21 protein-coding genes are annotated in these 21,383 nt (G+C 39.9%); 15 read left to right on the top strand and 6 right to left on the bottom strand.

Going from position 1 to position 21,383, the window contains the following annotated elements; genetic code table 11:
• The first annotated feature begins 40 nt into the window (after window positions 1–40).
• Window positions 41–1,585, top strand: a complete 1,545-nt coding sequence (locus tag SB028_RS18015; protein WP_069369607.1) for a methyl-accepting chemotaxis protein — start codon at window positions 41–43, stop codon at window positions 1,583–1,585.
• Window positions 1,586–1,684: 99 nt separating this feature from the next.
• Here SB028_RS18015 and SB028_RS18010 read toward each other — a convergent pair whose 3' ends face one another.
• The 3 genes from SB028_RS18010 to SB028_RS18000 form a co-directional block, all read right to left on the bottom strand.
• A complete protein-coding gene (locus SB028_RS18010) occupies window positions 1,685–3,430 on the bottom strand; it encodes a methyl-accepting chemotaxis protein (RefSeq protein ID WP_069369608.1) in 1,746 nt (581 codons plus the stop codon).
• A 538-nt stretch (window positions 3,431–3,968) separates the two neighbouring features.
• Window positions 3,969–5,657, bottom strand: a complete 1,689-nt coding sequence (locus SB028_RS18005; protein ID WP_069369609.1) for a methyl-accepting chemotaxis protein — start codon at window positions 5,655–5,657, stop codon at window positions 3,969–3,971.
• A gap of 332 nt (window positions 5,658–5,989) precedes the next feature.
• A complete protein-coding gene (locus SB028_RS18000) occupies window positions 5,990–7,924 on the bottom strand; it encodes an ABC transporter ATP-binding protein (protein ID WP_069369610.1) in 1,935 nt (644 codons plus the stop codon).
• 121 nt (window positions 7,925–8,045) lie between these two features.
• Here SB028_RS18000 and kefG point away from each other — a divergent pair, with 121 nt between their 5' ends.
• The 4 genes from kefG to slyD all read left to right on the top strand — a co-directional run bounded on the left by kefG (window position 8,046) and on the right by slyD (window position 11,395).
• A complete protein-coding gene (gene kefG / locus SB028_RS17995) occupies window positions 8,046–8,597 on the top strand; it encodes a glutathione-regulated potassium-efflux system ancillary protein KefG (protein ID WP_069369611.1) in 552 nt (183 codons plus the stop codon).
• Complete coding sequence (gene kefB / locus SB028_RS17990; RefSeq protein WP_069369612.1) at window positions 8,597–10,450, top strand: glutathione-regulated potassium-efflux system protein KefB; 1,854 nt, start codon at window positions 8,597–8,599, stop codon at window positions 10,448–10,450. Before kefG ends, kefB begins: the two co-directional genes overlap by 1 nt.
• 13 nt (window positions 10,451–10,463) lie before the next feature.
• On the top strand, window positions 10,464–10,667 hold the full coding sequence (locus tag SB028_RS17985) for a YheV family putative zinc ribbon protein (RefSeq protein WP_036914399.1): 204 nt from the start codon (window positions 10,464–10,466) through the stop codon (window positions 10,665–10,667).
• A gap of 89 nt (window positions 10,668–10,756) precedes the next feature.
• Window positions 10,757–11,395 (top strand): peptidylprolyl isomerase, encoded by a 639-nt coding sequence (gene slyD / locus SB028_RS17980; RefSeq protein WP_069369613.1) that lies wholly within the window; start codon window positions 10,757–10,759, stop codon window positions 11,393–11,395.
• An 80-nt stretch (window positions 11,396–11,475) separates the two neighbouring features.
• On the opposite strand, the gene SB028_RS17975 is transcribed toward slyD, so the two are convergent.
• The gene (locus tag SB028_RS17975) at window positions 11,476–11,694 is read right to left on the bottom strand and encodes a SlyX family protein (protein WP_023583298.1); all 219 of its coding nucleotides are present in this window, start codon (window positions 11,692–11,694) and stop codon (window positions 11,476–11,478) included.
• A gap of 334 nt (window positions 11,695–12,028) precedes the next feature.
• On the opposite strand from SB028_RS17975, the gene fkpA reads away from it, so the two are divergent.
• A complete protein-coding gene (gene fkpA, locus SB028_RS17970) occupies window positions 12,029–12,781 on the top strand; it encodes an FKBP-type peptidyl-prolyl cis-trans isomerase (protein WP_069369614.1) in 753 nt (250 codons plus the stop codon).
• 93 nt (window positions 12,782–12,874) lie between these two features.
• Here fkpA and SB028_RS17965 read toward each other — a convergent pair whose 3' ends face one another.
• Window positions 12,875–13,756: a DMT family transporter gene (locus tag SB028_RS17965; RefSeq protein WP_069369615.1), complete on the bottom strand. Its 882-nt coding sequence runs from the start codon at window positions 13,754–13,756 to the stop codon at window positions 12,875–12,877.
• A gap of 146 nt (window positions 13,757–13,902) precedes the next feature.
• A complete protein-coding gene (locus SB028_RS17960; RefSeq protein ID WP_171729954.1) occupies window positions 13,903–14,061 on the bottom strand; it encodes a hypothetical protein in 159 nt (52 codons plus the stop codon).
• A gap of 345 nt (window positions 14,062–14,406) precedes the next feature.
• Between SB028_RS17960 and SB028_RS17955 the strand changes: the two genes are divergently transcribed.
• The 9 genes from SB028_RS17955 to secE all read left to right on the top strand — a co-directional run bounded on the left by SB028_RS17955 (window position 14,407) and on the right by secE (window position 21,383).
• A complete protein-coding gene (locus SB028_RS17955; RefSeq protein ID WP_069369616.1) occupies window positions 14,407–15,111 on the top strand; it encodes a transcriptional regulator in 705 nt (234 codons plus the stop codon).
• 9 nt (window positions 15,112–15,120) lie between these two features.
• Window positions 15,121–15,516 (top strand): sulfurtransferase complex subunit TusD, encoded by a 396-nt coding sequence (gene tusD, locus SB028_RS17950; RefSeq protein ID WP_069369617.1) that lies wholly within the window; start codon window positions 15,121–15,123, stop codon window positions 15,514–15,516.
• Complete coding sequence (gene tusC, locus SB028_RS17945) at window positions 15,516–15,884, top strand: sulfurtransferase complex subunit TusC (RefSeq protein WP_077885157.1); 369 nt, start codon at window positions 15,516–15,518, stop codon at window positions 15,882–15,884. Before tusD ends, tusC begins: the two co-directional genes overlap by 1 nt.
• Window positions 15,885–15,915: 31 nt before the next feature.
• A complete protein-coding gene (gene tusB / locus SB028_RS17940) occupies window positions 15,916–16,209 on the top strand; it encodes a sulfurtransferase complex subunit TusB (RefSeq protein ID WP_069369618.1) in 294 nt (97 codons plus the stop codon).
• A gap of 127 nt (window positions 16,210–16,336) precedes the next feature.
• Window positions 16,337–16,711, top strand: a complete 375-nt coding sequence (gene rpsL / locus SB028_RS17935; protein ID WP_004236497.1) for a 30S ribosomal protein S12 — start codon at window positions 16,337–16,339, stop codon at window positions 16,709–16,711.
• 99 nt (window positions 16,712–16,810) lie between these two features.
• Window positions 16,811–17,281: a 30S ribosomal protein S7 gene (gene rpsG / locus SB028_RS17930; protein ID WP_004246897.1), complete on the top strand. Its 471-nt coding sequence runs from the start codon at window positions 16,811–16,813 to the stop codon at window positions 17,279–17,281.
• A gap of 81 nt (window positions 17,282–17,362) precedes the next feature.
• Window positions 17,363–19,477 (top strand): elongation factor G, encoded by a 2,115-nt coding sequence (fusA, locus tag SB028_RS17925; RefSeq protein WP_069369619.1) that lies wholly within the window; start codon window positions 17,363–17,365, stop codon window positions 19,475–19,477.
• A 67-nt stretch (window positions 19,478–19,544) separates the two neighbouring features.
• Entirely contained in the window at window positions 19,545–20,732 is a 1,188-nt protein-coding gene (tuf, locus tag SB028_RS17920) for an elongation factor Tu (protein ID WP_318859710.1), read from the top strand.
• A 273-nt stretch (window positions 20,733–21,005) separates the two neighbouring features.
• On the top strand, window positions 21,006–21,383 hold the full coding sequence (secE, locus tag SB028_RS17915; RefSeq protein ID WP_023583091.1) for a preprotein translocase subunit SecE: 378 nt from the start codon (window positions 21,006–21,008) through the stop codon (window positions 21,381–21,383).

The following is a 21,383-nucleotide window of genomic DNA, read 5'->3' as shown; positions in this document are numbered from 1 at the left end:
TATTGAGATGATTTAATTTCAATGTCGAGGAGAGTAACTAATGCGTAACAATCAACCGGTGACACAGCGAGAATTCCCGGTATCTGAAAACGCAACACTGATGTCGACGACAGATCTTAATGGCAATATTATTTATGCCAACGAGGATTTTGTCGAAGCCAGTGGGTTTTCATTGGAAGAGCTTGTGGGGCAACCCCATAATATTGTCCGACATCCAGATATACCTTCAGAAGTCTTTAAGGATATGTGGAGAACGTTAAAGCAAGGAGAAGTTTGGACTGGGATTGTGAAGAATCGGCGTAAAAATGGGGATCACTATTGGGTCAGAGCGAATATCACCCCTATTATACGTCAGGGAAAAATTCAAAGTTTTATGTCGGTGAGGACCGCCGCAAAAAAAGAGGAAGTCGCACAAGCTTCAGTACTTTATACCGCATTTAATCAAGGTAAGTATCCTTCACACACGTTTTTAAAAGGTGCTTTTGTTTATAAAGGATGGCAGCGTTGGCGATCATGGAATCAAACTATTTCATTAAAAAAACGACTCCGTCTTTTTATCCTTTTACCTTTACCTTTTATGTTGTTAAGTGCATGGCTTGTGGGTTTATCGGGTTATGCCCTTTTTATGCATATCGCGATTTTGTTGGTATTACTGATGGCAAATGAACGTATTCTCTATTTTCAGATTGTTAAGCCAATCAGACTACTTAATGAGCAAGCAAATCGTGTTGCAACTGGCGATGAGCATAACGTTACATATATAAATCGTATTGATGAAATAGGTATGACACAGCGTTCAGTTAATCAATTAGGACGTATGTTCCGTTGGTTAGTCAGTGATGTAAGTCATCAAATTCATCAAGTGGATATTTCTTGTGATCAATTAGCCGCAGGTAATCGCGATCTGTATGTGAGAACAGAGCAAACTGCTAGCAATGTTGAAGCAACTGCTTCAACGATGAATGAGTTAACGACAGCAGTCAGCAGTAATAGTGAAACGGCAGGGCAGGCAAACAATCTTTCGAATATCACGTGTGAAGCAGCGATAAAAGGAGGTAGTGCAATGGATAATATCGTTAATACGATGAATGATATTGCGAAAAGCTCTGATCGCATTAGTAGTATCATTGGTGTTATTGATAGTATTGCTTTCCAAACTAATATCCTTGCACTTAATGCATCCGTAGAGGCTGCCAGAGCAGGCGAACAAGGTCGAGGCTTCTCAGTGGTTGCCACTGAAGTAAGAGAATTAGCGCAGCGCAGCGCAGAAGCGGCGAAAGAGATTAAAGCCTTGATCAGTGCTTCAAGTAGTAATATCAAAGTCGGTTCAAAGCAAGTCAATGAAACCGTTGGAACAATGGAAGATATTGTGGTGCATGTTAAAAACGTGACCGATTTAATTGGTGAAATCAGTCTTGCATCATCAGAACAGAGTGCGGGTTTAAAAGAGCTTGGTCGCGCTGTTGAAAAATTGGAATCGATTACGCATGAAAATGCGAATTATGTTTCTAAGGCCTCAATGATTTCAGGTGAAATGAAAGTACAAACTAACTACTTAGTGAGTGCAATCAATGTATTTAATTAATTTGTCATTATTTAAGAAGTAAAAGGAAAAGACACCTACTAAAAATAGGTGTCTTTGTGTTTATCTAAATCATGTTCTTATCATGATCAAATCAATGAGTTAAAAGCTAGTCCAATCATCATCTTCACCATCATTTACCGTTGCTGCGCCTTTTGTCGATTTTCCCTCTTTCACTTCATCTTTGACGGTATTTTTTATCTTTTCATCTTTTGTATATAGTGATTTTTCAGATGAGAACTGTTTTTCTATTACGCTGTGTTGTACTTTTTTATTGAGCTGATCACTTTCGACCGTTTTAAATTGCTCAACGATTTGTTCAAGATTACCGGCTTCTTCAGTCAATAGGCTGGCAACAGCGGAAGATTGTTCAACCATCGTCGCATTTTGCTGGGTGGCTTTATCCATCTCAGTGACAGCAAGAGAGACTTGAGTTATACCTCGCGTTTGCTCTTCTGACGCAGATAAAATTTCAGTCATTGAATCTTCTACATGTTTTACGGATGTCAGTATTTCGCCCATAGAAATACTCACTTGTTCAACAAGTTCATTACCATGACGCACTCGGCTAATAGAGGCATCAATAAGTTCTTTAATTTCCTTTGCCGCCTCAGCACTGCGCTGTGCTAATTCTCTTACTTCAGTGGCAACCACTGAGAAGCCTCGACCTTGCTCACCAGCTCTGGCGGCTTCAACCGCAGCATTTAATGATAAAATATTGGTTTGGAACGCGATGCTATTGATAACGGCTGTAATTTCCCCAATTTTTTGTGAGCTATCAGCAATGTCAGTCATCGTTTTCACCATTCTATTGGTGACATCGCCCCCTTTGCTGGCAATATTGGAAGTTTGACGGATAAGGTGTGAAACTTCACGAGCACTTTCTGTATTATTTCTCACTGTTGCTGTGAGTTGTTCCATACTTGATGCCGTTTCTTCTAATGCACTCGCTTGCTCTTCAGTACGACAAGAAAGATCGGTATTCCCCGCAGATAATTCTTGAACACCGGTATAAATATGATGACTTGTTCCGCGGATCGCATTCACAATTAATGACAATTCGGTACGCATATATTGAATACCTGTAATTAATTGGTCGATTTCATTATTTCCTTTTACTGTGACATCTTTATTTTCTACTAAGTTTCCTTGTGAAATCTCCGACATATAATCGACAACTTGATTTATACGTAAAACAATATTTCGACGTATCCAAAGTACAACAAGGACAGTGAAAAGAATAAAAATAAACATAAAGATAAAAGCTAATGCCAGGGTACGTTCATAATTACCTTGAGCTGCTTTTATTGCGTGAGTAACAACATTATCACTGAGATAATCGGTGGCTTCATAAAGGGATTGAGTGAATCGTTCATTGGTATTATGAGCATAAAGAGATTGAAAACCGTAGTAATCGCGGATCTCTAGACATGATACAAGTTGGTCAAGATCGTAAAGCACACGATTAAAGCGCTTTTTCATGTTCCCTATTTTTTCAGGATCAAAATTGGCTTCTTCGGTCGCCGTGAAGTATGCGGTAATAATACGTATAACTTCTTGTTTTCTTTTTGGATAAGAGGAAAGGAAATCAGAGATTTTATTTTCTGCAATATCAGGTGTGAGATGAGCATCAAACATAATATTTAGCATATCTTCACGTAATTTATTTAACTCAGCATAACCATAATCCATCGTTTTTATCTGTTCAAAGCCATTCGCTAATTGTGAGATCCGCTTATTTGTTAAACTCGCATCACGGATACTCATTGCTCCAGAGAAAAGTTGAATGGCGCAAAACAGTATTAAGATAAACATTAAGCCATTAGATATTTTTATTCGTTTCAGCATAGCCTTACCTATTTAATTGGTTTGTAGGACACACAGCAAGGAGCGATAACTATTTATCAATTAAACTTATTCGGCTTAATATTCAAAAACTTTACTTTTTCTACTCTATTTAATAGTAAAGATGACTTATATTTCTTTTTTTAGCTTTAATTGTCAGCTAATGGCTAAAATTCTCTAATGATTAACAGAAAGCACTATAAGTATATTGCCTTACTTATTTTTAGTGTTAATTATTAAAATATAAATATTAATAATGTTTTGTCGGATATTAAAGCGATAATAAGCAGTATTTTATTTTTATTTATCTTTTTATCTTATGATAAGTAAAATAAAGTTATTGCTTTCATAAATGTTCTTAATATTTCTTAAAAAATATTATTATTTCGTATAAAAAACGATCTTTTTTTGTGTTTATGTGTGAAGGAAAAGAAATACTCCCAGAAAAATGACTGGGAGTCGTGTAGGTAGAGGTTTTATTATATTGTTTTGGGCTATTTTCTACACCAAGCTTTCACAGGACGTTGTGTGAGAGATATCGTTAGAAACTTTCCCAATTGTCGTCTGTTTCATGATGATTAGTTTTGATTGTTGGTGTTTTTATTGTTTCAGTGTCTTGTGATTTAGCTGAAAATACAGGTAATTTAGTTTGAACGGGGGCGGTTTTTTCATCTTCAACTTTAAATGTATTCACAATAGTATCCAACATACTTGCTTGTTCACTTAATGTGGCAGAAGCCGCTGTTGATTGTTCAACCATCGCCGCATTTTGTTGAGTTGCTTTATCCATCTCGTTAACAGCAAGGCTAATTTGTGCAATTCCTCGCGTTTGCTCTTCCGATGCAGATAAAATTTCTTTCATCGAACCTGAAACATGATTCACAGATGTCACAATCTCACCCATTGATAAACTAACTTGTTCGACGAGATCATTACCTTGTTTAACACGTAATATTGTCGATTCAATAAGCTCTTTGATCTCTTTTGCCGCTTCTGCGCTACGCTGTGCTAAATTACGAACTTCACTGGCTACCACTGAGAAACCACGACCTTGTTCGCCAGCTCTGGCGGCTTCAACGGCAGCATTAAGCGCTAATATATTGGTTTGGAAAGCAATGTCATCAATAACCGCGGTGATTTCACCAATCTTTTGTGAGCGATCGGCAATATCGGTCATTGTCATTACCATCTTATTACTATGCTCACCACCTTGAACGGCAATATCAGCAGTACTCATAACCAGCTCTGTCACTTCACGGGCGCTTTCCGTGTTATTACGAATAGTTGCGGTCATCTGCTCCATGCTGGATGCCGTTTCTTCTAATGCGCTCGCTTGCTCTTCAGTTCGGCTTGATAAGTCATTATTACCCGCTGCAATTTCTTGTACGCCAGTGTAAATAGTTGCACTCGTATTCCGAATAGAGCTTACCATCTCTTTTAATTGCGCACGCATTTGCTGTAAGCCGAGCATAAGCTGATCGATTTCAGTCTTACCTGATACATCGCTATCAATGCGACTGACTAAATCACCTTTAGCAATGGCGTCTTGATAGGTGATCATTTGGTTAATGCGTACAATAATGTATTTGCGGATCCAAATAAGAACCAGGGTGGTAAAGAGGAGGAAGATACCCATAAAGAGTGATGCTATCCACAACATGCTATGGTAGTTATCTTCTGCTTCAATCACTGAAGGGTTAACAACTTCATCCGTAATAAAGTCGGTAGCTTCATACAATGAATTCGTGAAGTTAGTGTTTGCCGGACTTTTTAAAATTAAACGAATCGCGTTAGTGTTACGTTCACTTAAATACTGTGCCAGTAAATCAAGATCAGCTCGGCTCTTTTGATAAAGCTGTTTGATCTGAGCCATACGTTGCTGATCGAAACCTGTTTGCGCGGATAGTTCAACATACTCATTCATCAATGCATCAACTTGCGCTTTACGGGCAGGCATGGTCTGCATAAATGTAGTGATGTTTGTATCCTCAGCTTGAGGATTTGATATATAACTAAATGCTTGTGCAATAATATCAGTACGTAATGTATTCAACTCCGCATAGGTATTATCCATCGTGCGTAGTTGATCGAAACTGTATGAAATTTTTTTAAGAGTGTTTTGAGTTTGGTAGGCATCGTGAATGCTTTGTACTCCAGAAATAATCTGAATAATACAAAACAGAGTCAGGACACACATTAAACCTTGAGAGATTTTAATTCGTTTTAACATAACCCTACCTATTAGCTTTGCCTTTTCGTTGGTAAGTGGGAGGTCCACTTAGCAGAATGATTAATTCGGCTGAAATGTTAAAAACTTTAGCGTGAAAGAATTTATTTCCCTTACTTAATATAAATAGGTAGAAAATAAACGTTAGATTGTTATTTTTATTGGGTTATTGCTAGGTAGGGAGAGATTATGTTTTGTGTAAATCATGCTATTGTAAAATGATATCAATACGGTAAGTGAAATGAATTGTATAAATATTAAGAATGAATTGAAGGAAAAAAAGCAAGGAACTATTTTACTTAAAAATAGTTCCTTTTTTAAGAAATGACATTGTATTACTGGGCTTCAAATGCGTTTGTCATTTTTTCTAATGTTTCTTGTAATTCCATCCACTCCATTTCCACTTCTTCTAGGGCGGATTTCGTAACACCTTGTCGGCTTAAGCAATCAGAAAGCTCATTTTTACGGCTTGTATCATAAATACCACTATCAGAAAGAACGCTTTCGATATCACTAAGCTCTTGGCTTAATTTATCCATCTTGCTTTCTAATGTGGTAAGTTTCTTGCGTAAAGGCTGGGTTTGTTGTCTAAATTCAGCTTCTTTGCGTTTTTGCTCTTTTTTATCCTGAGCACTTAAATTGGCAGTCGTCGTGATATTGTTGTTATCTTGTTGGCTTTTATTTGCCTGTGTTTCTTGACGATTTTGATCAACTAACCATTGTTGATAATCATCAAGATCACCATCAAATGGCTCGACTTGACCATCATGTACAAGGTAGAGATCATCAGTGGTAGAGCGTAATAAATGCCTATCATGCGATACAACAACAATTGCGCCTTCAAAGCTAATTAAAGCTTGAGTCAGTGCTTGACGCATATCTAAATCAAGGTGGTTTGTTGGTTCATCCATTAATAGCAAGTTAGGGCGTTGCCAAACTAAAAGTGATAAAACTAAGCGTGCCTTTTCACCGCCAGAAAATTGACCACAAGCATCGGTGACTTTATCGCCATGGAAACCGAATCCCCCCAAGTAATCACGTAATTTTTGTTCAGTTTCTTTGGGCGCTAAGCGGGTTAAATGCTGCAGTGCTGATTCATCAGCGCGTAAAAACTCTAATTGATGTTGAGCAAAATAACCAAGTTTAATGCCTTTAGAAAGAGCTAATTTCCCTTGTAAGGGTTGTAGTTCGCCAGCAAGTAATTTAATCAGCGTCGATTTACCTGCCCCATTACGCCCTAATAATCCAATACGTGAGCCGGGAACTAAATTGAGTTTGATATCATTGAGAATAACTTTTTCACCATAACCCGCACAGACCTTCTCCATTGATAAAAGTGGATTGGGTAAGCTTTCAGGTTGGCGGAAACTAAATTGAAATGGGTTATCTGAATGTGCAGGAGAAACACGTTCCATGCGTTCAAGCATTTTTACACGGCTTTGAGCCTGTTTTGCTTTTGTCGCTTTCGCTTTAAATCTATCGATAAAACTCTGTAAGTGTGCAATTTTGGCTTGTTGATTTTCAAACAAAGCTTGCTGTTGTGCGAGTTTAGTTGCTCGTTGCATTTCAAACGAAGAGTAGTTACCTGAATATTCAAAGATTTTTTCTTGCTCAATATGCAAGATTTTATCTACGATAGGATCAAGAAAATCACGATCATGAGAAATTAAAATAAGTGTACCAGTGTAGCTTTTTAGCCATTTTTCTAGCCAAATAACAGCATCTAAATCTAAGTGGTTGGTGGGCTCATCGAGAAGTAGTAGGTCAGATCGACAAATCAGCGCTTGTGCTAAGTTTAAACGCATTCTCCAGCCACCTGAAAATGATTTTACAGGTTCGCTAAGTTGCTGTTGGCTAAACCCTAAACCATTCAGTAAGGTCGCTGCTCTCGATTGTATTGTCCATGCATTAATGGCATCTAATTGTCCGTGTATCAGTGCAATAGCATGACCATCGTTTATTTCGTTAGCTTTTTGTAATCGTTGTTCTAACTGGCGGTATTCTCTGTCACCATCAATAACATAATCAATAGCAGGTACATCAAGTGCGGGGGTTTCTTGGTTAACCCATGCCATTGACCATGTACTAGGATAGGTAACATTACCTGCTTCAGCCTGAAGTTCACCTTTCAATAAAGAAAGTAATGTGGTTTTACCACAGCCATTTTTACCGACTAGACCAATTTTTTGCCCTGGATTAATGGTTGCACTGGCATTGTCCAGTAACACTTTGACACCACGGCGAATTTGCAAAGAAGAAAAAACAATCATAAATATCGTCTATTAAGAGTATGTAAATTAATATATAGAGTAAGTTGTTCGTAACAGTTGGTCACAATGCGTGCATGGTAACGGAAAAAACCGTTTCTGACACGTTTTGTAAGGAGGAATGATGTCAAACGCATCAAATGTATTGCTGGTGTATGTTCATCCCGAGCCGCGCCAATCAATTGCTAATAAAGCATTATTAAAAGCGGTGAGGGATTTAGAGAATATAACTATCCATGATTTATATGCTACTTATCCTGATTTTTTTATTGATATACACCATGAACAATCCTTGCTGTGTAAGCACCAAGTGATCGTTTTTCAATTTCCATTACAAACATATAGTTGTCCAGCATTATTAAAAGAGTGGCAAGACCGAGTGTTAACTCGCCCCTTTGCCAATAAAGCAGGTCGGGCACAATTAAAAGGTAAGTCATTTCGTTGTGTAATTACAACGGGAGAGCCAGAACTGGCTTATCAACATAATGGGAAGAATCACTACACACTCACAGAATTATTACGCCCTTTTGAATTAATGGCCGAAATGTGTGGTATGCGCTGGCTATCACCCATGGTTGTGTATTCAGCAAGACAACAATCTAAAACAACACTGACTTATATCGGTGAAGCTTATCGTCATTGGCTAAGTGCACCACTTGAAGGGGAGCAAGCTTAATGGAAGATAATTGGATGATTAAAGCTGTTCTCTTTTTCCTGTGTGCTGCCGTGGTTATGGTACCTATTGCACAGCGTCTTAAAATTGGTGCTGTACTCGGTTATTTGATTGCTGGTATTGCGATCGGACCTTGGGGATTAGGGCTGTTTAAAGATGTCGATAATATCTTACATTTTGCTGAATTAGGGGTGGTTTTTTTAATGTTCCTTATTGGTTTGGAATTAAATCCAGCCAAGTTATGGGAACTGAGACGTGCCATTTTTGGTGTGGGTTCAATGCAGGTGGTATTAACCGCTTCTATTTTTTCAGGGCTTATTCTTGTTTTTACGTCTTTCTCATGGCAGGCCGCTGTGATTGGTGGATTAGGTATTGCGATGTCTTCTACGGCGATGGCATTGCAACTTATGAATGAGAAAGGAATGAACCACAATGAAGGCGGGCAATTAGGTTTCGCTGTTTTACTTTTCCAAGATATGGCGGTTATTCCTATCTTGGCTGTTATTCCTTTGTTAGCCGGAGAAACGGCAAGTAGCGATTGGTATCGCATTGGTGTGAAAGTCGCGGCTTTTGCTGGGTTGCTGATTTGTGGTCGTTATTTATTACGTCCACTTTTACGCTTAGTGGTGAAGTCTGGCGTCAGAGAAGTTTTTACTGCTGCCGCACTACTTGTTGTATTAGGTGCCGCTATTTTTATGGAAACCTTAGGTTTTTCCATGGCAATGGGCACCTTTATTGCGGGAGTGTTATTGGCAGATTCAGAATATCGACATGAATTAGAGATCGCTATTGAACCTTTTAAAGGTCTACTTTTAGGACTCTTTTTTATTTCTGTCGGTATGTCTTTAGATATCGGTATTTTATGGCGCTATCTTCCACAAGTATTATTGGGCGTCTTAGTGCTGGTTATTGTGAAAGCCTTGATCCTTTACAGTATTGCTTGGTTAGCCAAATTGCATTTTTCCCCGCGTTTACAATTCTCGGCGGTATTAAGCCAAGGTGGTGAATTTGCGTTTGTTGTGTTCTCGACATCGATGGCTATGGGCGTATTAGAGAGTCAGCAAATGGCATTATTGTTGGTTGTTGTCACACTTTCTATGATGACAACGCCTCTTGTGATGCAAATGACAGACGCTGTGTTTGCTCGTCGTTATAATGAAGCCAAAACAGACGAACAGCCTTTTGTTGAAAATAATCACCCAGAGGTCATTCTTGTCGGATTTGGTCGAATGGGGCAGGTTGTAGGGCGTTTGTTAATGGCAAATAAGATTAACGTCACAGTATTAGAGCATGATGTTGGAAGCATAAGCACCATGCGTAAATATGGCTATAAAGTTTATTACGGTGATGCAACCGATCTCAATCTATTGCGTGCTGCTGGCGCAGAGCATGCTAAAACGATTGTTATTACCAGTAATGAACCTGAAGCTACGATGGAAATCGTTCATCTTTGCCAACATCATTTTCCTAATTTGCATATTATTGCAAGGGCAAGAGGACGAGTTGAAGCTCATGAGTTGCTCAAAGCAGGGGTGACAGATTTTAGCCGTGAAACATTTTCTAGCGCCTTAGAATTAGGACGCAAAACATTAATTGAATTAGGCATGCATCCTCATCAAGCATATCGAGCACAACAGCATTTTCGTCGTCTGGATATTAACTTATTGAGAAAGCTGGTGGATGAATCTCCGGAAGAAGTCTCTAACGTTTCACGAGTAAAAGAAGCGAGACGGGAACTTGAAGAGCTTTTTAGTGAAGAAATTCGTCAAGAGCACCATCAGCCTGATATTTGGGATGACTCTTTAACAGAAGACATTCCTCAAATACATAAAGAAAAAAAATCTATTGATAAATAGGAGAATTGACCCCATGTCTGCAACCCGTAAACGCTTTATCGCAGGAGCCGTGTGTCCACACTGTCAAGCTCAAGATACACTTAAAATGTGGCGTGAAGATAAAGTGGATATTGTGGAATGTGCGAAATGTGGCCATCAGCAACGGCAAACAGAGGGTGAGGTTAACTCGCTTGTTCGTGAAAATGAACAAGTCATTGGGATCTTTACACCACAATAATTGTAGGTTTTTTTGATATAACCCGATACAGAAGATTTATTTTTCGTTACAATCGGGAAAATTTTGCCCACGGGTATGTAGGAGATGTCATGAAAGTAGCAAACGACTTGGTAGTTAGTCTGGCTTATCAAGTAAGATCAGAAGACGGTGTTTTAGTTGATGAGTCCACGGTGAGTGCACCGTTAGACTATCTGCATGGCCGTGGTTCTTTAATCAGTGGTTTAGAAAATGCATTAACAGGTCGCGAAGTCGGTGAAAAATTCGACGTAGAAGTTGCTTCTGATGATGCATATGGTCAATACGACGAAAACTTAGTTCAACGCGTACCGAAAGATGTTTTTGTTGGTGTTGATGAGTTAGAAGTGGGTATGCGTTTTCTTGCTGATACCGATCAAGGTCCAGTACCAGTAGAAATTACAGGTATTGAAGGCGACGAAGTTATCGTTGATGGTAACCACATGTTAGCAGGTCAAAACCTGAAGTTTCATGTTGAAATCGTTGCAATTCGTGAAGCGACTGAAGAAGAATTAGCTCACGGTCACGTACACGGTGAAGAAGAAGAGCACGAATGTTGTGGTGGCCACGGTCACGGTGAAGAAGGCGGATGCTGTGGCGGTGGTCACGGACATGGCCATTCACACGGTGAAGAAGGTGGATGCTGCGGTGGCGGCGGTCATGGTCATGGTGGTCATGGTCACGGCAATGGCGGTTGTGGTTGCCAGCACTAATCTTTCGTTGAAAAGATCAAAAGGAGCGTTTAAGCGCTCCTTTTTTGTTTTCCGTTTTGATGTTAACAGCGGACGACGACTTAATAGTGAGGTGGAGGCGTTTCATCCTCAGGTCTAGCAAGTATTGAGGTTTGAGAATTTTTTAAGCGCTCAGAAACAATTTTTAAGGCTTCCTTAAAGCGGCTAATTTCAATTTGCTGTTGTGTGACGACTTGATTCAATTCTTCAATAGTCGCATCTTGGAAAGCAACTTTGCTTTCTAATTGAATGAGCAATCGTTCTACTTCCTTAATATCCATTGTGTTTTTCCTCCTTTAAAATGTCCTATTACGACGAATATGACTCAAAAACTCACGAAATTTAATCTTATTTACTGATATATACACAGGAAGACATAAATCTGGTTTGAGATAAAAGACTATTTTGCTAATGTGGTAGCACTCTGTGCTGACAAAAATCCTAACATTAACTGTTAAGAGTGTCGGCAAATTTTTTAAATTCATATAAAATTGCTACCCGCGGATGAGATCTATACCGCAACGACAGCAAGATGTGATGCAAAACGTTTTTATGAAGATCTATGATGATCGTTTGTAAAACGTAGCGACTCACAAACATATACTGGAGAATGGGATGAAATCTTTATTAAAAACGACGTTGCTGGCAACCAGTTTAGCTTTCGCATTCAGTGCACCTCATGCATTCGCTGAAGAAGCAACCGCTAAAGTGCCAACACTAAATAGCGCATTTAAAACTCAAAATGAGCAAAATGCCTATGCGTTAGGCGCGTCGATGGGCCGCTATATGGAAGCTGCGTTACAAGAACAAAAAAATATTGGTATTACTTTAGATTCTAAACAACTGTTAGCGGGTGTTCAGGATGCATTTAACAGTAAATCAAAATTATCAGACTCTGAAATTGAATTAACGTTAGCGGCTTTTGAAGATCAAGTCCGTACTGCTGCAACAGCAAAAATGGAAAAAGAAGCGACTGAGAACAAAATTGCGGGTGATAAATTCCGTACAGAGTTTGCCGCGGAAAAAGGTGTGGTAAAAACCAAATCAGGGTTACTCTATTTAGTTGAAAATCCTGGGAAAGGTAAAACACCAACAGATGCTGATCGTGTTACTGTAAACTACAAAGGCATGCTGATTGATGGTAAACAATTTGATAGCTCTTATGATCGTAACGAACCTCTGACAATTAGCCTGAAAAGCGTTATCCCTGGCTGGACAGAAGGTATGAAATACATCAAAGAAGGCGGTAAAATCAAGTTAGTTATTCCACCAGAATTAGGCTACGGACAACGTGCAACAAGTGGTATTCCAGCTAACTCAACATTAGTCTTTGAAGTTGAATTACTGAGTGTTGAAAGCGAGAAGTAATTCACTTATCGTTAACTACCACTAAAAAATGCTGACATTTATGTCAGCATTTTTATTTCTAATGTATCGTTGATCATTTATAAACACAGAGTGTTAGTCTACGGCCTCTTCTACAATAATGGCTTTGGGCTTTTTAAAAACAAACAGCAAGCCGACAATAATTGCTCCCATCCCTGCTAAGCTCAACCAAGACATCTTATTACCTAAGAAGATGTAATCCATTAATGCTGTCACGCCTGGTACTAAATAAAATAAACTCGTGACATTAACTAAATTACCGGTTGTGAGTAAGCGGTATAGTAGCAATTGTGCAACTACAGAAATGATCACCGCAAGCCAAAGGACTGGAATAACAAAGCCAATATCGAATGAAGCATGAAATGGCTGGAAGGGGACAAATAACAAGCACAACACAAGGCTAACAACATATTGTAACGGTAGGGCATCCATGGGGGCTAATTGCAGTTTTTTCTGTGAGATTGCGCCAAAGCTCATACAAAGTAGTGCAATTAAGGCATAAATCATTCCCGTTAATGATAACGCTGTATTAAATAAACTTTGGGCAACGACTAATACTAATCCTGCTAAGGCGATTAAAAGCCCGAATAGTCGTGTCGCTGTAAAATTACGCTCTATTATCCATAGGGTAATAATCGGTTGAACACCCATAATGGTGGCTAGCATTCCAGGTGTAATGCTATTAGCGAGTGCTAAAAGATAACAGATGGAATAGCCACCGATAATAAGTAGGCCAACCCATGCCGTTTTTAAACGGCTTCCTTTGGGGGGTAAAAAGCGATGGCGCTGAATACACAAGAAAGTGAGAAATACTAAAGCGATAATAAAACGCCACGTTAAAATAGCAAATGAGCTACCATTATCTAATCCCCAACGAGAAAAGATAGCACCACTACTCCACAATAAAACGAATAATGTCGTTGGGCCGAGTTTTGCCCAATATTGATGTAAATACATGCTGAGATACCGGTAAAATAAGCAATGAGTGCGCTTGATTATTTTTAGTGAGTATTAGCTAATTGATAAAATCTCAATGAATAAACCTAACCAAAATATCATTATATTGAGGTTGGTTAAGTACGTTCTTAAGCTAAGCAAATCAATCAAGCAATGTGAGTTGCAACAACAACCGTTGTATTGACTACAACCACTTTCACAGGCGGAGGTGGTGAAGAGAGAATTTCAATAGGTATAGAAGCAACAGAAATTAATCCTATTATTGATGAGGTTTGCTGAGATTGGCATTTCATCAGTATATTCATAGGATTAATCACTCGTTAAAATAACAATAATTTGGAATATAGGTAATCTATTCAATAGTGTCAATCTTTATCCTGGCCCCTTAAAAAGGGACGGTTGTAAAAATAAAAGATAGGAATGAGTACAAAATATAAAGAAAAATGAAAAAAGCTGTGACCTATCACAAAGCTCTTATTCTAAGTTACTTGACGTAGATCTTCTGACGATCTAACGTCAGAATCGTTCTTAATTCTGTTTTTATATTTAATTTTTTTTAATATTGAATTGATCCGCAATGACGAATCGTTATAAAAAATAGAACCTCAAGTCATTATCATAATTAAAGCCTTTAAGGATTATATAATCAAATGTCTAGCCCGTTATTTAATGGTGACAGCAGCGAGTTTGAAAAACTAGATAGCCGACCTTTTACTCAAACTGATCACGAAGTACTAAAGTCCTATGAAGCTGCCGTGGATGGTTTGGCAATGCTTATTGGTAATCATTGTGAAATCGTATTGCACTCTCTGGAAGATTTGAAATGTTCAGCGGTTAAAATCGCGAATGGAGAACATACTGGTCGTAAGATTGGTTCTCCAATTACCGATTTGGCATTACAAATGTTACATGACATCACAGATGAAGATTCAAGTTTTTCAAAGGCTTATTTTACTAGAGCGAAAAGTGGTGCATTGATGAAGTCAATCACGATTGCTATTCGTAATCGTGAACGTCGTGTCATTGGTTTATTGTGTATTAATATGAACCTTGATGTCCCATTTTCTGAAATAATCAAAACCTTTATTCCTGAAGAAACGCATGAAGTCGCATCTGATGTTAACTTTGCATCATCCGTTGATGATTTAGTCGCTCAAACATTAGAGTTCACGATTGAAGAAGTTAATAATGATCGTGAAGTTGCGAATAATGCTAAGAATAAACAAGTCGTATTAAGCCTTTATGAGAAAGGTATTTTTGATATCAAAGATGCTATTAATCAGGTTGCAGACCGCTTAAACATCTCAAAACATACTGTGTATCTCTATATTCGCCAGTTTAAAAATGGCGAATAAGGCAACATTATGAGTTCCTTGACATATTGCTTAGTGGTTACGGGGCCTCATTACGGAACTGAACAAGCTTCGAGTGCCTATTTATTCGCAAATGCCCTTCTTGAAAAAGGGCATCAAATTGCACAAATTTTCTTCTATCGGGAAGGTGTTGTGAACGCAAATAAATGGGTATCGCCTGCAAATGATGAATTTGATCTTCCTAAAGCGTGGGTTGCCTTGGCGAAAAAACATCAAATTCCCTTGCATGTTTGTGTTGCTGCCGCATTGCGTAGAGGAATTATTGATGAGCAGCAAGCCAAAGAGCAGGAAATGGATAGCTATAACATGGCACCTGAATTTGAGTTAAGTGGTTTAGGATCACTGGCTCAAGCGATGTTGACCTGTTCCCGTGTGGTGCAATTTTAATGAAGAAAATGAATTCGATCGCATTCCTTTTTACTCAAGCGCCTCATGGTAATAGTGCAGGGCGAGAAGGTTTAGATGCTTTACTTGCAACCTCTGCATTAACAGAAGATATTGGCGTTTTTTTTATCTCTGATGGTGTGTTTCAACTTGTTGAAAATCAACAGCCTGAAGGGATATTGTCACGTCATCATGCGGCAACATTTAAAGTACTACCCTTGTATGATGTGACAAATGTCTATATATCTCAGAAAGACATGGTTCATCGTGGATTATCCTCTCAAACTTCTTTTGTGTTGGATGTTCAGGTGATATCCCATCAAGATATCGCTCAAAAATTGAGTGAATATGATGTGGTATTACGCTTTTAATACAGAAGTTAGTCAGGAAGGTTGAACAGTTATGTTGTATACTTATTCTGTCTCTATTTATCAAAGTGATTTAGCGACTTTTTTATCTTTATTGACAAAAGAAGATGATGTTTTGTTAATACAAGATGGTGTACTCGCAGTCCTCGAAGATAATCCTTTATTAAAATATTGTCTTCAACAGCAAATTTCAGTTTACGCATTAATTGATGATGTTTTAGCAAGAGGCTTAAAAGATCAAGTATCTCATCATATTAAACTTATCAATTATGGTGGTTTTGTCGATTTGACGGTAAAACACCCCCAACAAATTCATTGGGGAGCATAGAATTGCTGTATAATTCTTGACACATGAGCCCGTCAGCAATAAAATTCTGCGTCCTCATGTTTTGTCTTGTTGACAAGACAGAGTTCAAATCCGTGTTTACGAAGCAAAAACCAGGAGCTTTTTTTAAATGGCAACTATTAATCAGCTGGTACGCAAATCTCGTAGCTCGAAAGTTGTTAAAAGCAACGTTCCAGCTCTGGAAGCTTGCCCGCAAAAGCGTGGCGTATGTACTCGTGTATATACTACCACTCCAAAAAAACCAAACTCAGCACTGCGTAAAGTATGCCGTGTGCGTTTGACTAACGGTTTCGAAGTTTCTTCCTACATCGGTGGTGAAGGCCACAACTTGCAGGAGCACTCCGTAATCCTAATCCGTGGTGGTCGTGTTAAAGACTTACCAGGTGTGCGTTACCACACTGTTCGCGGCGCGCTGGACTGTTCTGGTGTTAAAGACCGTAAACAAGCTCGTTCTAAGTACGGTGTGAAGAAGCCAAAGGCTTAATGGTTCTCCGTTAAGTAAGGCCAAACATTTTTTCACAAATAATGTCAAAATAAACTCATTGAGTTTTGGACAACCCTGAATTTTAAACGGAGTATTTCCATGCCACGTCGTCGTGTAATTGGTCAACGTAAAATTCTGCCAGATCCTAAGTTCGGATCAGAACTGCTGGCTAAATTTGTAAACATTCTGATGGTAGACGGTAAAAAATCTACTGCAGAATCTATTGTATATAATGCGCTTGAGACCCTGGCTCAGCGTTCAGGCAAAACTGAACTGGAAGCGTTCGAAATCGCATTAGATAACGTACGTCCTACTGTGGAAGTTAAATCCCGCCGTGTTGGTGGTTCAACTTACCAAGTTCCAGTTGAAGTACGCCCAGTTCGTCGTAATGCATTAGCAATGCGTTGGATTGTTGAAGCTGCTCGTAAACGCGGTGATAAATCCATGGCGCTTCGCCTGGCAAATGAATTATCTGATGCGGCTGAAAACAAAGGCGCTGCTGTTAAGAAACGTGAAGACGTTCACCGTATGGCAGATGCAAACAAGGCGTTCGCACACTACCGTTGGTAATAATCCACGGAGTATTGCAACTCTTTTCAGGACAGCTCTGCTGTCCTTTACCTGAATTGAACGCCCACGAGAGAGGAAAAAATGGCTCGTCAAACCCCCATAGCACGCTACCGTAATATCGGTATTAGTGCGCACATCGATGCCGGTAAAACCACTACAAGTGAACGTATTCTGTTTTATACCGGTGTAAACCATAAAATTGGTGAAACTCACGAAGGTTCAGCAACAATGGACTGGATGGAGCAGGAGCAGGAACGTGGTATTACTATCACATCCGCAGCAACTACTGCATTCTGGTCTGGTATGGCTAAACAGTTTGAGCCTCACCGTGTAAACATCATTGACACCCCAGGACACGTTGACTTCACAATCGAAGTAGAACGTTCTATGCGTGTTCTTGATGGCGCGGTTATGGTTTACTGTGCAGTTGGTGGTGTTCAGCCTCAGTCAGAAACAGTATGGCGCCAGGCTAACAAATATCATGTACCACGTATCGCGTTCGTTAACAAAATGGACCGTATGGGTGCAAACTTCCTGCGTGTTGTTGAACAAATCAAAACACGTCTGGCAGCAAACCCAGTTCCACTGCAAATTCCAGTAGGCGCTGAAGAAAATTTCACCGGTGTTGTTGATTTGATTAAAATGAAATCAATCCGTTGGAATGAAGAAGACCAAGGTGTTACCTTCGAATACGAAGACATTCCTGCAAATCTGCAAGATTTAGCTGAAGAATGGCATAACAACCTAGTTGAATCAGCTGCTGAAGCATCAGAAGATCTGATGGACAAATATCTGGGCGGTGAAGAACTGACAGAAGCAGAAATCAAAGCTGCTCTGCGTAAACGCGTTCTAGATAACGAAATTATCCTGGTTACCTGTGGTTCTGCATTTAAGAACAAAGGTGTTCAGGCAATGCTGGATGCGGTAATTGAATACCTGCCAGCACCAACAGATGTTCCTGCAATCAAAGGTATGTTACCAGACGGTAAAGATACTCCAGCAGAACGTCATTCAAGCGACGACGAGCCATTCTCATCTCTGGCATTCAAAATCGCAACTGACCCATTTGTTGGTAACTTAACATTCTTCCGTGTGTACTCTGGTGTTGTAAACTCAGGTGACACAGTTCTGAACCCGGTTAAAGACAAAAAAGAACGTTTTGGCCGTATTGTTCAGATGCATGCTAACAAGCGTGAAGAAATTAAAGAAGTTCGTGCAGGCGACATCGCGGCTGCTATCGGTCTGAAAGACGTAACTACAGGTGATACTCTGTGTGCAATTGAAGCACCAATCATCTTAGAACGTATGGAATTCCCAGAGCCAGTAATCTCTGTTGCTATCGAACCTAAGACTAAAGCTGACCAAGAAAAAATGGGTATCGCTCTGAACCGTCTGGCTCAGGAAGATCCATCTTTCCGCGTATCAAGTGACGAAGAAACTGGTCAGACTATCATTGCTGGTATGGGTGAGCTGCACTTAGACGTGTTAGTTGACCGTATGCGTCGTGAATTTAAAGTTGAAGCGAACGTAGGTAAACCGCAGGTTGCTTACCGTGAAACTATTCGTGATACAGTAACTGATATCGAAGGTAAGCACGCGAAACAATCTGGTGGTCGTGGTCAGTACGGTCATGTGGTTATCGACCTGTCTCCATTACCAGCAGGTGGTGAAGAGAACTACGTATTTATCAACGATATCGTTGGTGGTGTAATTCCTAAAGAATTCATCCCAGCTGTTGATAAAGGTATTCAAGAACAGCTGAAATCTGGTCCATTAGCAGGTTACCCTGTTGTGGATATTCAGGCTCGTTTACATTACGGTTCTTACCATGATGTTGACTCCTCAGAAATCGCGTTTAAAATTGCCGCATCAATGGCATTTAAAGACGGCTTCATGAAAGCTAAGCCAATTCTGCTTGAGCCAGTCATGAAAGTTGAGATTGAAACGCCAGAAGATTACATGGGCGACGTTATCGGTGACTTAAACCGTCGTCGTGGTATGGTTGAAGGTATGGACGATCTGCCTACCGGTAAGATCATCCGTGCTCAAGTACCACTGGCTGAAATGTTCGGTTATGCAACTGACCTGCGTTCACAAACTCAGGGTCGTGCTTCATACTCTATGGAGTTCTTGAAGTACAACGAAGCGCCTAGCAACGTCGCTCAGGCTATTATCGAAGCTCGTAAAGCGAAATAAGATCCTTTCGAGTTCAATTTAGTTTACGCTCCCTCGACTAGAGGGAGCGATATTAAGGAATATAGTCGTGTCTAAAGAAAAATTTGAACGTTCAAAACCGCACGTTAACGTTGGTACTATCGGCCACGTTGACCACGGTAAAACAACTCTGACTGCTGCAATCACTACAGTTTTAGCTAAAACTTACGGTGGTGCTGCTCGTGCATTCGATCAAATCGATAATGCGCCAGAAGAAAAAGCGCGTGGTATCACCATTTCTACTTCACACGTAGAATACGATACTCCAACTCGCCACTACGCACACGTAGACTGCCCAGGCCACGCCGACTATGTTAAAAACATGATCACGGGTGCTGCGCAAATGGACGGCGCTATTCTGGTAGTAGCAGCAACTGATGGTCCAATGCCACAAACTCGTGAGCACATCCTGTTAGGTCGTCAGGTTGGTGTTCCTTACATCATCGTATTCCTGAACAAATGTGACATGGTAGATGATGAAGAACTGTTAGAATTAGTTGAAATGGAAGTTCGTGAACTTCTGTCTCAATACGATTTCCCAGGTGATGACACGCCAGTAATCCGTGGTTCAGCGCTGAAAGCACTGGAAGGCGAAGCTGAGTGGGAAGCAAAAATTGTTGAATTAGCAGAAGCACTGGATTCTTATATCCCAGAGCCAGAGCGTGCAATTGACAAACCATTCCTGTTACCAATCGAAGACGTATTCTCAATCTCAGGCCGTGGTACAGTAGTAACAGGTCGTGTTGAGCGTGGTATTATTAAAGTTGGTGAAGAAGTTGAAATCGTAGGTATCAAAGATACGGCTAAAACAACGTGTACTGGCGTTGAAATGTTCCGTAAATTACTTGACGAAGGTCGTGCAGGTGAGAACGTTGGTGTTCTGTTACGTGGTACTAAACGTGAAGAAATCGAACGTGGACAAGTACTGGCTAAACCAGGTTCAATCAAGCCACACACTAAATTCGAAGCAGAAGTTTATATTCTGAGCAAAGATGAAGGTGGTCGTCACACTCCATTCTTCAAAGGCTACCGTCCACAGTTCTACTTCCGTACAACTGACGTAACGGGTACTATCGAATTACCAGAAGGCGTAGAAATGGTAATGCCAGGTGACAACATCAACATGATCGTTGAACTGATTCACCCAATCGCGATGGACGACGGTTTACGTTTCGCTATCCGTGAAGGTGGCCGTACAGTAGGTGCGGGCGTTGTTGCTAAAGTAATTTTAGGTTAATTACTCGCGTAATTCTCCTAGAGAAGGGCATCGATTGATGCCCTTTTTATGCGTTGTTTGAAAAAGAACCTATCTCATCACTAGTTTGATGTAAATTATTGGTGAGATAGGCTCTGATACAACGAATCGAGTCCAGTATCTTGCAGATACGAATGTCATAGAGATATGACACTGTGTCAGATGCAATCATAGTTGATTTTATGGTTAGTCTGATTTGTTTTGCTCTTGCGAGGCAAGCTGGCTATTTATTTACATCATATGACAGGTTAATTTATGAGTGCGAATAGCGGAGCTCAAGATAGCAAACGTGGTGGTGATATCGCTAAGTGGATCATTACCGTTTTATTGCTGGCAGTAGCAGTGGGTGGCAACTATCTTTATCGTGAATTTAACCTAGCGTTACGAGCTTTAGCGGTTGTTGCTTTGTTCGTAGCAGCGGGTGGGATCGCGTTGTGGACAACACAAGGTAAAGCAACATTAGCATTTGCTCGTGAAGCGCGTATTGAAATGCGTAAAGTAGTATGGCCAACACGTCAAGAAACATTGCAAACAACCCTAATTGTTGCTGCAGTGACGGCTATTGTGTCATTAGTTCTTTGGGGACTGGATGGCATTCTGGTTCGTTTTGTTTCATTTATTACTGGCCTGTGA

This window comes from Proteus vulgaris (genome assembly GCF_033708015.1).
GTDB lineage: Bacteria > Pseudomonadota > Gammaproteobacteria > Enterobacterales > Enterobacteriaceae > Proteus.
The sequence above is the reverse complement of the archived record's forward strand: the minus strand, read 5'-3'. Positions and strand labels throughout refer to the sequence as shown.

Coding starts and splice junctions, on each gene's coding strand:
- SB028_RS18015 (WP_069369607.1), top strand. CDS start 41: ATGCGTAACAATCAACCGGTGACACAGCGAGAATTCCCGGTATCTGAA.
- SB028_RS18010 (WP_069369608.1), bottom strand. CDS start 3,430: ATGCTGAAACGAATAAAAATATCTAATGGCTTAATGTTTATCTTAATA.
- SB028_RS18005 (WP_069369609.1), bottom strand. CDS start 5,657: ATGTTAAAACGAATTAAAATCTCTCAAGGTTTAATGTGTGTCCTGACT.
- SB028_RS18000 (WP_069369610.1), bottom strand. CDS start 7,924: ATGATTGTTTTTTCTTCTTTGCAAATTCGCCGTGGTGTCAAAGTGTTA.
- kefG (WP_069369611.1), top strand. CDS start 8,046: ATGTCAAACGCATCAAATGTATTGCTGGTGTATGTTCATCCCGAGCCG.
- kefB (WP_069369612.1), top strand. CDS start 8,597: ATGGAAGATAATTGGATGATTAAAGCTGTTCTCTTTTTCCTGTGTGCT.
- SB028_RS17985 (WP_036914399.1), top strand. CDS start 10,464: ATGTCTGCAACCCGTAAACGCTTTATCGCAGGAGCCGTGTGTCCACAC.
- slyD (WP_069369613.1), top strand. CDS start 10,757: ATGAAAGTAGCAAACGACTTGGTAGTTAGTCTGGCTTATCAAGTAAGA.
- SB028_RS17975 (WP_023583298.1), bottom strand. CDS start 11,694: ATGGATATTAAGGAAGTAGAACGATTGCTCATTCAATTAGAAAGCAAA.
- fkpA (WP_069369614.1), top strand. CDS start 12,029: ATGAAATCTTTATTAAAAACGACGTTGCTGGCAACCAGTTTAGCTTTC.
- SB028_RS17965 (WP_069369615.1), bottom strand. CDS start 13,756: ATGTATTTACATCAATATTGGGCAAAACTCGGCCCAACGACATTATTC.
- SB028_RS17960 (WP_171729954.1), bottom strand. CDS start 14,061: ATGAATATACTGATGAAATGCCAATCTCAGCAAACCTCATCAATAATA.
- SB028_RS17955 (WP_069369616.1), top strand. CDS start 14,407: ATGTCTAGCCCGTTATTTAATGGTGACAGCAGCGAGTTTGAAAAACTA.
- tusD (WP_069369617.1), top strand. CDS start 15,121: ATGAGTTCCTTGACATATTGCTTAGTGGTTACGGGGCCTCATTACGGA.
- tusC (WP_077885157.1), top strand. CDS start 15,516: ATGAAGAAAATGAATTCGATCGCATTCCTTTTTACTCAAGCGCCTCAT.
- tusB (WP_069369618.1), top strand. CDS start 15,916: ATGTTGTATACTTATTCTGTCTCTATTTATCAAAGTGATTTAGCGACT.
- rpsL (WP_004236497.1), top strand. CDS start 16,337: ATGGCAACTATTAATCAGCTGGTACGCAAATCTCGTAGCTCGAAAGTT.
- rpsG (WP_004246897.1), top strand. CDS start 16,811: ATGCCACGTCGTCGTGTAATTGGTCAACGTAAAATTCTGCCAGATCCT.
- fusA (WP_069369619.1), top strand. CDS start 17,363: ATGGCTCGTCAAACCCCCATAGCACGCTACCGTAATATCGGTATTAGT.
- secE (WP_023583091.1), top strand. CDS start 21,006: ATGAGTGCGAATAGCGGAGCTCAAGATAGCAAACGTGGTGGTGATATC.